12 protein-coding genes and 1 tRNA gene are annotated in these 12,246 nt (G+C 63.6%); 7 read left to right on the plus strand and 6 right to left on the minus strand.

Features of this window, described 5'->3' with window-relative positions:
- Positions 1-72: 72 nt before the first annotated feature.
- The 3 genes from tssC to ATCM_RS08535 are packed head-to-tail and all read right to left on the minus strand — an operon-like array spanning position 73 to position 2,723.
- The gene (gene tssC / locus ATCM_RS08525; RefSeq protein ID WP_132864112.1) at positions 73-1,560 is read right to left on the minus strand and encodes a type VI secretion system contractile sheath large subunit; all 1,488 of its coding nucleotides are present in this window, start codon (positions 1,558-1,560) and stop codon (positions 73-75) included.
- 3 nt (positions 1,561-1,563) lie between these two features.
- Entirely contained in the window at positions 1,564-2,064 is a 501-nt protein-coding gene (tssB, locus tag ATCM_RS08530; RefSeq protein WP_132864113.1) for a type VI secretion system contractile sheath small subunit, read from the minus strand.
- A 29-nt stretch (positions 2,065-2,093) separates the two neighbouring features.
- On the minus strand, positions 2,094-2,723 hold the full coding sequence (locus ATCM_RS08535; RefSeq protein WP_192288487.1) for a tetratricopeptide repeat protein: 630 nt from the start codon (positions 2,721-2,723) through the stop codon (positions 2,094-2,096).
- Between the two features lie 252 nt (positions 2,724-2,975).
- Between ATCM_RS08535 and tssJ the strand changes: the two genes are divergently transcribed.
- The 6 genes from tssJ to ATCM_RS08565 all read left to right on the plus strand — a co-directional run bounded on the left by tssJ (position 2,976) and on the right by ATCM_RS08565 (position 10,205).
- Positions 2,976-3,587, plus strand: coding sequence for a type VI secretion system lipoprotein TssJ (gene tssJ, locus ATCM_RS08540; RefSeq protein ID WP_132864114.1), 612 nt, complete (start codon positions 2,976-2,978; stop codon positions 3,585-3,587).
- Between the two features lie 279 nt (positions 3,588-3,866).
- Positions 3,867-5,201 carry a type VI secretion system baseplate subunit TssK gene (gene tssK / locus ATCM_RS08545; protein ID WP_132864115.1) on the plus strand — a complete coding sequence of 445 codons (1,335 nt, stop codon included), beginning with the start codon at positions 3,867-3,869 and terminating at the stop codon, positions 5,199-5,201.
- The gene (gene icmH, locus ATCM_RS08550) at positions 5,198-5,992 is read left to right on the plus strand and encodes a type IVB secretion system protein IcmH/DotU (RefSeq protein WP_207911797.1); all 795 of its coding nucleotides are present in this window, start codon (positions 5,198-5,200) and stop codon (positions 5,990-5,992) included. Before tssK ends, icmH begins: the two co-directional genes overlap by 4 nt.
- A 10-nt stretch (positions 5,993-6,002) precedes the next feature.
- Positions 6,003-8,525 carry a type VI secretion system Vgr family protein gene (locus tag ATCM_RS08555; RefSeq protein WP_132864117.1) on the plus strand — a complete coding sequence of 841 codons (2,523 nt, stop codon included), beginning with the start codon at positions 6,003-6,005 and terminating at the stop codon, positions 8,523-8,525.
- 514 nt (positions 8,526-9,039) lie between these two features.
- Entirely contained in the window at positions 9,040-9,270 is a 231-nt protein-coding gene (locus ATCM_RS08560) for a DUF1653 domain-containing protein (RefSeq protein WP_132864118.1), read from the plus strand.
- 155 nt (positions 9,271-9,425) lie between these two features.
- Positions 9,426-10,205, plus strand: coding sequence for a DUF3011 domain-containing protein (locus ATCM_RS08565; protein WP_132864119.1), 780 nt, complete (start codon positions 9,426-9,428; stop codon positions 10,203-10,205).
- A 96-nt stretch (positions 10,206-10,301) separates the two neighbouring features.
- Here ATCM_RS08565 and ATCM_RS08570 read toward each other — a convergent pair whose 3' ends face one another.
- The 3 genes from ATCM_RS08570 to ATCM_RS08580 all read right to left on the minus strand — a co-directional run bounded on the left by ATCM_RS08570 (position 10,302) and on the right by ATCM_RS08580 (position 11,663).
- Entirely contained in the window at positions 10,302-10,496 is a 195-nt protein-coding gene (locus tag ATCM_RS08570) for a hypothetical protein (RefSeq protein WP_132864120.1), read from the minus strand.
- A 554-nt stretch (positions 10,497-11,050) separates the two neighbouring features.
- Entirely contained in the window at positions 11,051-11,236 is a 186-nt protein-coding gene (locus ATCM_RS08575) for a hypothetical protein (protein ID WP_132864121.1), read from the minus strand.
- A 340-nt stretch (positions 11,237-11,576) separates the two neighbouring features.
- Positions 11,577-11,663: transfer RNA gene (locus ATCM_RS08580), tRNA-Leu, on the minus strand.
- A gap of 129 nt (positions 11,664-11,792) precedes the next feature.
- Between ATCM_RS08580 and ATCM_RS08585 the strand changes: the two genes are divergently transcribed.
- Positions 11,793-12,161, plus strand: a complete 369-nt coding sequence (locus tag ATCM_RS08585; RefSeq protein ID WP_132864122.1) for a response regulator — start codon at positions 11,793-11,795, stop codon at positions 12,159-12,161.
- The last annotated feature ends 85 nt before the right edge of the window (positions 12,162-12,246 follow it).

Raw genomic sequence — 12,246 nt, forward strand, 5'->3', positions numbered from 1 at the left:
GCTATGCCCTCTAATCGCGTCGCTGCGTACAGGGACAGGGGTCCCCCCGACGCTACAGCAACAGCAAAACCGTTACGCCTTTTTCGCGGAAGCCGGCAGTTCGGCCACCAGACGCAACGAAACAGACAGCTCATCGAGCTGGAAATGCGGCCTGATGAAGGCCACCGCGCGGTAGACACCGGGCTTGCCCGGCACTTCCGAAACCTGCACGGAAGCCTCACGCAGCGGGAACTGCGCCTTGGCTTCCTGGTTGGCGTTGTCGTCCAGCAACACGTACTGGGCGATCCACCGGTTGAGGAACTCCTCGACGTTGCCGGCCGAGGCAAAGCTGCCGATCTTCTCGCGCATCATCGCCTTGAGGTAGTGGGCGATGCGCGAGACGGCGAAGATGTACTGCAACTGCGCTGACAGGATCGCGTTGGCATTGGCCGAGTCGGTGTTGTACTTCTTGGCCTTCTGCGCCGACTGCGCACCGAAGAACGCGGCGTAGTCGGTGTTCTTGCAATGCACCAGCGGCATGAAGCCCAGGTCGCTCAGCTCCTTCTCGCGGCGGTCGGTGATGGCCACTTCGGTCGGGCACTTCAACGCCACTTCGCCATCGTCGGTACGGAAGGTGTGGGTGGGCAGGTCCTCGACCAGGCCACCGCCTTCCACGCCACGGATCGCGGCACACCAGCCATAGTTCTCGAACGCCTGGGTCAGGCGCGCGCCCATGGCATAGGCGGTGTTGCACCACAGGAACTTGCTGTGGTCGGCGGCCTCGACTTCCTCGACGAAATTGAAGCCCTCCACGGTGGTGCCGTCCTTCGGGTTGTACGGCAGGCGGCCGAGGAAACGCGGCATGGTCAGGCCGACGTAACGGCTGTCCTCGCTCTCGCGGAACGACTTCCACTTGGCGTATTCGACGGTGTCGAACACCTTGGCCAGGTCACGCGGCTTGCCCAGGTCGGTGAACGACTCCAGGCCGAACATGCCCTCGCCCGCCGCGGAAATGAACGGCGCATGCGCCGCCGCGGCCACGTGCGACATCTGCTCGATGAAGTACATGTCCTCCGGCTGGCGGCCAAGAAAGTAGTCGCCGATCAGCGCGCCGAACGGCGCACCACCGAAAGTTCCGAACTCTTCCTCGTAGACCTTCTTGAACAGCGCGCTCTGGTCGAAGTCGATCGCGGACTTGAAGTCCTTGACCAGGTCCTTCTTCGGCGCGTTGAAGACCTTGATCTTCATGTTCGGGCCGGTGGAGGTCTGCGAGCACAGGTAGTGCAGGCCGCGCCAGCTGCTTTCCAGCTGCTGGAACTCCTTGGCATGCATCACCGCGCTGAGCTGCTCGGAGATGATCCGGTCGATCTCGGCGATGCGTGCATCGAGGGTGAGGTTCAGGTTGTCGGACACCACCACCGTGCCATCCAGCACCTCCTGCGCCAACGCGGAAATGATGTCCTTGGCGCGCTCGTGTTCGGTCTGCGACTTGGCGACCTTGCTCTTCTCGACGATCTGGTCGAGCAGGCCGACCTCTTCGGTGACCGCTGCTGCGCCCAACTGGCTGGCTTCAACCGACATAGATCACTCCCCCTTGCCCGCGCCGAGCTGCTTGAGCTGCTCGGTGTTGTTGAGTACGTCCGTCAACAGGTCCTCCAGCTTCTCGTTGCCCGCCAGCTTGTTGCGCAGGTCGGCCAGCTTGGTGCGCGACTCCAGCAGGCGCCGCAACGGCTCGATCTGCTCGACAACGGCTTCCGGGCGGAAGTCGTCGATCGAATTGAACTTCAGCTCGACGCCGAACTCACCGCCCGAATCACTGATCTTGTTGGGAACACGGAACACCGCGCGTGGCGCGGCGCCTTCCATCACTTCGTCGAAGTTGTCCAGGTCGACGCTGACGAACTTGCGGTCCTTCACCTTCGCCAGCGGCTGTTCCGGATTGCCGCTGAAGTCACCCAGCACGCCGACCACGAATGGCAGCTCCTTCTGCTCGATGGCGTCACCCTTCTCAACGTCATACGTGAGCTGGACGCGCGGCGGCCGGATCTTCTGCAGCCGCTTCTGAACACTGTCCTTCTTGGCCATACGTGTCTCCTGACTGTGAGCTCGTTGGCTCAGTTGCCGATATTCTGAAAGGGATCGGAGTTATCGCTGCGTGTTTGCGGCCGTTCCGGCGCCGCGGCCGGGGCCGAGGCCGGTGCTGCCGTCGCGGCGCGACGCCCTGTCGACCGGGCCGGCGTGCGCGGGCGCGGCTTGGGCTTTTCAGCCACCAGCACCGCATCGCCCATCGTCGCGCGCAGCGTATCGGCAAGCGTCTGTGCCTCCCGGCGCGCGGTCTCGGAGGCAAGCACGCCACGCCCCTGCAGTCGCTGCAGCGATTGGTTCGCCACGCGGAAGCCGGCTACGGTGAGCACGCCATCGGCCACCAGGTCATCCGGATCACGCTGCAGCACTTCCTCGGCCGCAACGATCGCACGCGCGTAATTCCCTTGGTCGAACTGCAACTGCGCGATACGCACCCAAGGCTCCTTGCGCGTTGGATCCGACTTCGCCGCATCTTCGAATGCCTTGATCGATGCATCCGCGCCGACCGTTGCGACCTGTGCCTCGGCATTCGCCATGGTCGTTTCGAATGGCACTGCGACCGGCTTCTTCGGTGCGGACGCACACGCAGCAAGACCGGACAACAGAACCAATGCCATCATCGGCCGATAGGCGACCGCGCTTATTGCCTTCACATCCATCGTGATCCCTCGTTGAGAAAGTTCCTCTAAAGGGAACCAGACAACCGCCGATACAACACACGGGAATCCAGTCCCTGCGGCGCGAGTGTACATTCGCCAACACGCGTCGGTATAGTGATTTTCAACAAGTCAGAAATCACTGATCTACACACACTCTTCACATGCTGCAGATTGCACACCTGCTGCAGCGCACACGTCACTCCGTGTCGTAGCTCACACAAATCCACTGTCACCACAATAATGAATACGCCTATGAGAGATTTCCTGCGCGTGGTTTCAGTTACAACTGCCATGGGGATAGTTCTACTGACAACGCCCGGCTGCGCGAGCAACGGAAAGATCGGTAAAGCGGTAGACAGCACCTTGCAGGCCGTGGGTCTGCGCGAGAAGAAACCTGCCGAACCCCCAGTGATTCCACTGCGGCTGTACGCCGGCAGCAATCTCAATGCAGCCAATGACAAACGCGCCACCGCGGCCGTCGTGAAGATCTACCACCTGCGCAGCAGCCAACGCTTCGAGCAGGCACCTTTCAACGCATTCCTCGATCAGGCCGGCGAGCAGGCAGCCCTGGGTGCGGACCTGCTGTCCGCCAACGAAGTGGTGCTGACACCGGGCGTGCGCCAGGAATTGTCCGAACAACTGAGTGATGGAACCATGGTGCTTGGCGTGGTGGCGCTGTTCCGCGCACCTGCCGAGAACCGCTGGCGGCTAACCTTTGATGCCAAATCCAAGGACCTCCCGGCCACCGGCGTGACCATCGGCGTGCACGCGTGCGCCCTGACCAGTGACAGTGCCGCCCTGCTGACCAGGATCTCGGGCGATCCCAACAGCCTGGCCTCCATCAGGTGCGCTTCGTCACGCTGATTGAGAGACGCAGTCTTCATAATGAACGCCGACCTTTCTATCGTTCAGTCTGTTCAGCAACGAAGCAAGGCGGCACGGATTTAACGCTTGCGCTAGTATCTTTGCGTCTTTCACCGACATGGCGGCAGGGGATTTGCACCGCTGTGATGGCATTGGAACAACAGTCAACACGATGTCGGTGAACAGGAAAGCATAAGGATTCGCATGCGACGCTCGACGGATAGGGGCCGTCGATTCAACGGAATTTCCAAGGATTGAAATGTGGCTTACGTAAGCAGGATGTCCAAAGTTCTCTGGGGTGAAGGCCTGTTCCTGCGCCCCCAGCATTTCCAGCGGCAGGACGCCTACTACGAGGCACGCCTGCAGGATCTTTCGCACACACTTCACCCCTACGGCTGGGGCGCACGCCGCGTCCGCTTCGATCCGCACGCGCTCAACGGCGGTGCGCTGCGTCCACTGGACCTGTCTGCGGTGTTCCCCGATGGCGAGACCTACGACGCGCCCGCGCACGACAGCCTCCCCGATGCCGTTTCGCTGCAGGGCCTGCCACAGGGCGTGCAATCCACGGTGATCCACCTGGCGTTGCCGCTGCTGCGTGACGACGGCAACAACTGCGGTGATGCCGAAGGTACCCAGCTCGCGCGCTACCGGCAGGCCAACCAGGTCACCGGCGATCTGTTCACCGATGCCGCCGAAGCCGAGCTGGCCTACCTGAGCAAGGCAGTGAAGCTGCTCACCGATGACCAGCCGCGCGACGCCTACGCCACCGTGCCGATCGCCCGTGTCCGCCGCACGTCCAGTGGCGGCTTCGAGCTGGACGACGAATTCATCCCGCCGTGCGCGCAGTTGCAGGCCTCGCCCTACCTCCATCGCGAACTGCGCTCGGTGCTCGACGCCCTGCAGGCCAAGGTCGACGCGCTGTACGGCCTGCACCGGCAGACCTCGCAGAACATCATCGAGTTCCGCTCCGGCGACATTGCCTCGTTCTGGCTGCTGCACACCATCAACACCTCCTTCAGTGCGTTGGCGCACCTGCTGCACCATCCGCAGCTGCATCCCGAGCGCCTGCACCAGGAGTTGCTGCGCATGGCCGGCGCATTGCTCACTTTCTCCAACGCCTATGCACTGAGCGACCTGCCGGTGTACCGCCACGACCAACCGGAAGAGTCGTTCCGCAGGTTGTTGGACATCGTGCGCGCACTGCTGGATACGGTGATCTCCACGCGTTACTTCAAGATCGCGCTGAGCGAGGTGAAGCCGTCCTATCACCTGGGCCGGCTGGACTCGCAGCGCATCGATGGAAACGCCTCGTTCTACCTGTCCGTGTCGGCGGCCCTGCCCGCCCAGGAACTCATCCAGACCGTCCCGGTCCGGTTCAAGGTCGGCGCACCGGACGACGTGGAGAAGTGCGTGCTCTCGGCGCTGCCCGGCGTCAAGCTCGCGCACGCCGCCCAGGTGCCTGCCGCCATCCCGGTACGCCCGGGCAGCCACTACTTCGAACTGGATGCGCGTGGCGCGCTGTATGAGCGCATGCTCAAGGCGCAGTCGCTGATGATCTACGTGCCGGCCGGCATTACCGACCTGAAGATGGAACTTGTCGCGGTGACCTCATGATGAACTCCCAGCTTCCCCCGACACCCGGGCCGATGCCGTCGCTGACCTCCAACGCGACGATGGCCAATACCACGCCCAATGCCGCCGCGCCGCAAAGCCTGCTGGACCTGATGTCCGATGGCTTCTACCTGTTGCTGCTGCTCAAGCGCGGCCAGTTGCCGAACGAAGCCGAGTCGTTCGTGCAGACCGTGCAGAAATTCCTGGATGGCGTGGAACGCAACGCCATGCGCCTGGGGATCTCGTCCGAGGACGTCTATGCGTCCAAGTACGCATTCTGCGCGGCCGTGGACGAGGCGATCCTGTCCCAGCCCTCGGCACTGCATGAGGTATGGGAACGCAACCCGCTGCAGCTGCGGCTGTTCGGCGAGCACCTGGCCGGCGAGCACTTCTTCGACCGCCTGGAGGAACTGCGGCGCCAGGGCGCTCCCCGGCTGCCGTCGCTCGAGGTCTACCACTACTGCCTGCTGATGGGCTTCGAAGGCAAGTACCGCCTGGAAGGCACTGAGAAGCTTGGCTACCTCACCGCGCGGCTCGGCGACGAAATCGTGTACCTCAAGGGCAAGCGCCACGGCTTCGCGCCGCACGCCCTGCCGCCGGATACCGTGCGCCACCAGCTGCGCCGCGTGATCCCGATGTGGCTGCCGGCGGTGCTGGTCGGCTGCTTCGGCGTGCTGGCCTTCTTCGGCCTGCGGTTCTACATGGGCCATGAAACCCAGAAGCAGCTGGCCGCCTACAACGATGTGGTGCAGATGCCGGAACGCACGGCCCACATCACGATCACCCTGCCATGAGCCTGCCGATATGGATATCCCAAGCTCCACCCTGCTCGCCTCGCTCTCCAAGCTTTCGCATCGTGATCGCCTGATCCGCCTGCAGGGCATTTCGGATGCACTGGTGGTGGAGCGCTTCGAGGGAGAGGAAAGCGTCTGCGGCGACACCCGCTTCCAGATCGACTGCCTGGCCACCGATGCCTCCCTCGATACCGAGGCCTGGCTGGAACAGCCGCTCACCCTGCAGCTCAGCCAGGCCGATGGCAGCACGCGCCAGTGGCACGGCCTGTGCACGGCCACCGCGCTGCTGGGCAGCGACGGCGGCCTGGCGCGCTACCGGCTGGTGATGGAGCCATGGACCGCGTTGCTCGGCCTGCGCCGCAACGCCGTGATCTTCCAGGACATCGATACGCGTGCCATCTGCGAGGCCATCTTCGCCGACTACCCGCAGGCGGACTATCGCTTTGACGTGAAGGCCAGCCTCCCCCGCCGCGCCATCACCACGCAGTACCGCGAGACCGACGGCGAGTTCATCAACCGCCTGCTCGCCGAAGCTGGCCTGGCCTGGCGGATCGAGCAGAACCAGGACGGCGATGGCAAGCACCAACTGGTGATCTACGAACCCGCCAGCGAGCTGGCCGACCTTGGCACGATCCGCTTCCATCGCGCCCATGCCACCGAGAGCAGCGATGGCATCACGCAGTTTTCGGAGCGACGGCAACTGGTTCCCAACATCAGCACGACCTCCAGCTGGCACAGCGAGAAACTTGTCGCCGTGGCTGCGCAACTGGAGGCCGATGCCGGCAACCTGCCCCCGCTGGAGGTCTACGTGCAGCCGCGTGCCGGCCGCTTCAACGAGGCGCAGTGGGCCGAAGACGAGGCGCAGGCACGACTGGATGCCCTGCGCGTGCCGCAGCAGTTGTTCAGCGGCGGCGGCAGCGAACGTCGCCTTGCCGCGGGCAGCCGCTTCGCCCTGGCCCAGCACCCCCAGCATGAAGGGCAGTCCTTTCACCTTCTGTCGGTCCAGCACGTCGCGGTCAACAATCTGGAACATGGCATCGCCGAACTGCTTGGCAGTGCGGAACTCGAGCGTGGCAGCTACCGCAACCAGTTCCTCGCCACCGACGCGCAGGTAGCCATCCGCGCCTTGCCGCAGGACCGCCCCACCCTGCACGGCCCACAATCCGCGCGCGTGGTTGGCGTCGCCGATGCCGCACTCAGCCCCAATCGCGAACACCAGGTCCGCGTGCAGTTCAATTGGCAGCGCGGCGCGCAGCCCAACAGCGGCGGCCTGAGCGATACCGGCAGTACCCACGACGGCCATGCCCCCGGTGACCAGACCACCGGCAACTGGGTTCCCGTTGCCGAATGGGTGGCCGGCCCCAACTGGGGCACGGCATTCCTGCCGCGCATTGGCAGCGAGGTGCTGATTGAATTCCTTCACGGCGACATCGACCAGCCACGCGTGACCGGCCAGCTGTACAACGGGGAGGTTGCGCCGCCCTTCGGTGGCGGCGTGGACGAAGACGCCAAGCACCCCGGCGTGCTGAGCGGCCTGCACACCACTTCGCATGATGGCGGCGGCAGCCAGCAATGGGTGATCGACGATACCCCCGGGCAGCTGCGCACCCGCTTGCACAGCTCCTTGGCCGACAGCCGCCTGGAACTGGGCTACCTGATCGAACACCAGAACACCTCGCGCGGAAACCTACGCGGTGAAGGGTTCGAACTGGCCACCACGGGCTGGGGCAATGTGCATGCCGCCGAAGGCATGCTGCTGTCGGCAAGCGCGCAGGAGCGTGCTGCCAATACCGTGATGGAGAATGCCAGCGTCGTTTCCCAGCTCAAGGGCGCCGAGCGCAGCCTGGACGCCATGCAGCAGACGCTCGGCCAGCAGCAGGTGCCCGGCCTCAGTGCCTGGCAGCAGACCGGCAAGCTGCGCGAACTGATCGACCCCGAGCAACAGGGCCGTTACCAGGGTGAGGTCAACGGGCAATCCGGGTTCAAGCCTGACGACGGCCGCACCCCCGGCGACACGCCGGTCGAACGCTTCGGCAAGCCGCTCCTGCTGGCCGAAGCACCACATCACGTTGCGTGGGCCACCCCGGCCAGCGCCGTGGCCTTCGCTGGCCAGAACCTGGAACTGACCGTACAACAGGACCTGCATGCCAACGCCGGCGAAACACTGGCCTCGGTGTCCGGCGGCAGTGTTTCCCTGTTCTCGCAGGCCGGCCCGTTGCGGGTCATCGCCGCGCAGGGACCGGTCAGCCTGCAGGCCAATGACGGTGAACTGGAACTGCTCGCCGAACAGGCACTCACGGTGACCGCCACCGACAAGCGCATCGACGTGCTCGCCCAGAGCAAGGTGGTGCTGCAGGCCGGCAGCAGTGCGATCACGCTGGAGGGCGGCGACATCACCTTCAGTTGCCCGGGCGAATTCACCGTCAAGGCAAGCGAGCATCCGTTCATGGAAGGGCAAAGCGATGCTGCGGGTCTGGACGCACTGCCACGAGGCCTGACCAACGCAGCGCGAAAGTTCTCTTTTTCCAGCTAGGCACGACTCTCCAGCCATCCCGAGCCGCCATCCTTGGCCGCTGCGATGCCGTAGCGAATGAGCGCAATGCTTCAATCAAGCGACAGCCGCTCGTTGAAGCCCAGAATTGGCTTGAAAGTTCTCGTATGAGGCAACGGCAGTACGCCGTTGCCTCATCACTGGAGTGAAGACACGCCCGCTGCGTCTCACTCGCTTCGTTCTCATTCCGCCCTGCATACGCGCGTCACCTGCCGATGTCCTGCTCACAGGTCTGCGTATCCCTCACGGATTCGTCGCGAAAGCAGAAGACCCGATACCCGGCCGCCCTGCCGGGACGCGATGCATTGTCACTCTCGACAGTGCCGCATTTGTGATCGACACACGCTGCTTTCCTCACCAATCACGTGAGCATCCGGGGACCTGAGAGAGGTACGGCATGGCCTCCCGCGAACAGCCTCCCCCCTTTCCTCGAGTTCGGATGCCATCGCTTCCACGGATGCTACGATCCGCTCCCTCCACGCACGGAAGACGCGCCATGACCGACCTGCCACCCCTCCCGCCACTTCCGCTCGGTCGCTACCGGCATTTCAAAGGGGGCGAATACGAGGTGATTGGCCTTGCCAGGAGCAGCGAGACGCTGGAGCCGCTGGTCCTCTACAAGCCGCTGTACGGAGATCTCGGCATCTGGGCACGGCCTTATGCCATGTTCGTCGAACAGGTGGAGGTGGGCGGCATGCTGCAACCCCGGTTTGCCCATCAGCAGTGAGTCCCGGCTGATCCACGGTGATGGCGGTTGTCGGGCGGCTGCCCCCTGTTGTGAGGCGCCTTCCAGGCAGGGGTTGCGCAGGTATCGCCCTGTAAAGACACTCGCCCTAACCTGCTATAGGATTTCCGCACAAACCACCTGCAGGAAGTCCGCCCATGCTGCGCTCACTCGCTCTCCCGACCTTGGCGCTTGCCGGACTCCTGGGCCACGCCGCAGCTGTCCAGGCGGCTATTCCGCTGACCAACGCCCTCTGCCCGGGTGACCTTGAAGTCCATGCGGACGAAGGTGGCCCGATCTACGTGAACGGTCGTGAGACCAAGCTCAAGCAATTCAACGAGAATTATTACGAGGCCTTCGACAGCCAGAGCGGCGTGACCCTGTCACTCAGCCGCAAGCCGGACGGCGGCGTGGACCTCTCCTACACGGGGCGCGGGGGTGCAAATGGCGTTTGCGTCGTCGCCAGGCAGATCGTCGCCGGAACCGGGCCCGCCCCCGCAACAAGCGGGCCCGCCACGTCCAGCGGACTGCCCACGGAAGTCACCTGCGAATCACGCGGCAGCGAGCAGCAGGAGTGCGACATGGATACCCGCGGCAACGTGGAGCTGGTACGCCAACTGAGCCACAGCGCCTGCGTCGAAGGCCAAAGCTGGGGCCTCAACCGCCACTCGATCTGGGTCAAGGACGGCTGCCGCGCCGTGTTCCGCAACAGTTCTTCCGAGGGCCACACGCCGCACCACGCCAGCTCGAATGGCGGCGTCCAGCTGGGCGCCTGCAACATGCGAGCGAACGCCGACGGGGCCCTGGTCACCCGTGTCCCGGTCAACGACACCCTGGACGAGCTCATCGTGGACTATCCCGATGGTCGCTTCCTGTGCATGGTCACCAAGGAAGGCATGGTCCAATCCCTCACCCGGATCAAGCAACGCTCACACTGACAGCGCCCCCCTTCGCTTCGAAGCAGAACCCCTCGCAAGAACGCCGCCGGCACGTAGTCAGCCGGCGGCGCCTTCAAGCAATACCCTGGGACCGCATCAACCGTTCGGGCACGTCAGTTCCAGGCAGCTTTCATAGATGGCCTCGCACTTGTCCTGCGCGGTGCCACGGGCAATGCAGGCGTTGTAGCTGTTGAGACAGCCCGTGCCACACCAGGACGCGGAGGCCACTCCCCCGAAAACGGCCATCGACAGGAAGCCACAGGCGACGACGCGCTTGATCCACTTCTTCATGCCACTCTCCTTGTAGGCCTGATCATTCAGGCAGACAGAGCATAGGACGCGATGTAACGACCATTCTGTTTCGCGGCGCACATTTGCGCCCGCCGACCTGCTTGAGCGTGGGCGCGACGTCAATCGAAGCCAGGTGATGCCCAGGTGCACCCGCAGCGGCCATGAGGCATGCAGTGAGCAAAGCAAGGAATCAGCATCTACCCTGCTGCTGACGTCGCTCTGTTCCGCCGCTGTGGTGTCCACGTTTGCCGTTGGCCAGCGCGGGCCCAGCAGGCTACCAACGAAGCAGAGCACTATCCGGCTTATGCGCCCTGACGCGAACCGGCGCATATCAAGGCCTTTTGATGAACCTACGGCCCGCAAAGGCCAAAGAAGGAAGAAAGAGCGCCCCAGGCGGAACTCCCGCTGACTCTCAACATCAACCACGTTCGACTACCTGCTCGCTCATGCCCCCACCCGATTGACCGGGGACATACCGAGCTGGCGGGGAACCGGTCCAGCGGAAAAGAAAAAAGCCCCGTCGAAACGGGGCTTCCCATGCAACAAGAGATCTCTCAGGGAGCCGCACAACTATCCATGCATGCGATGTACTTCATCAGGCATTCTTCGGTGTCACCGCCAGTGGCCACGCATCTATCGTATTTCAACTGACAGGCCTTCCCGCACGCCGTCTGTGCATAGGCACCTGCCGTTGCCATCAACAAGCAAACCACGATAAAGCCCTTAGAGAACTTCTTCATGTGATTCCCCCATGGAGCCTGACGATTCAGGCCCACGCAGCCTAAGACAAGAGTGGCCCGGCTACCCGCTGCATCGCATCAAGTCGTCATGGCCATGAGACGGCAAGCCCCGGCCCTGAAACTGCATGTCGAGCGTCCAAGCCGTTCTGCCTTGGGAAAGCTGCCTCTGAGAACGGCCCGATGGCAATCAGGCGGGTCCAGGCATCCATCGCTCGCTCTGGGACCTTGCCGAGGTGTATCTCGCCGACGAGGTAGCAATTGCAGAAAAGCCGGCCTGATTGCGGAACGTAATCGCCAAATCGCAGGCAAAGAAAAAGGCACCTAAGTGCCTGTTTTCAAATGGTGCCGAAGGTGGGACTCGAACCCACACGCTTTTAAGGGCGGCGGATTTTGAATCCGCTGCGTCTACCGATTCCGCCACTTCGGCTGGCCGGAGCGGGAGTATAGCGGACGCCTCGGCGATTGGGCAGCCTCTCCGGCACAATTTTTGTGTAATGGGTGTTTCGCCGACTGGCTATACTTGTTTCGACTGACTGATCAAGGGTACAGACAAGCGATGACCTCGCTTCAGGACGTGCAGGTGCTCGTCGTCGAGAACGACGAGCTGAATGCCATGCTGCTGCAGCTGCAGCTGGAAGGTGAAGGCATGCACGTGGCCGGCGTGGCCCCGTCCGTGGCCGATGCCCTGCGCCTGGTCGAGGAGCTGCAGCCGCAGGTCGTGTTCCTCGACTACTGGCTGGCCCGCAACGAGAACAGCACCCCGGTGGCCGAACGACTGGTGGCACTGGGCACGCCCTTCCTGGTCGCGACGGGCATGGATATCAGCCAGTTGCCGGCCGTGTTCAACGCGGGAATCAAGCTGCGCAAGCCCTATACCGGCGCGGACCTCGGCGCCGCATTGCGCAGGGCGCTGGCGCCGGCCTGAGCCGCCGCAGGCGCTGACGACGCCCGGACTCCTCCCGCTCGCCCGCCTCCTCCCGTTAACCGGGAGAAGGCATGCTCCGCCTCGC

This window comes from Stenotrophomonas sp. ATCM1_4, from assembly GCF_004348115.1.
Taxonomy (GTDB): Bacteria; Pseudomonadota; Gammaproteobacteria; order Xanthomonadales; family Xanthomonadaceae; genus Stenotrophomonas; species Stenotrophomonas capsici.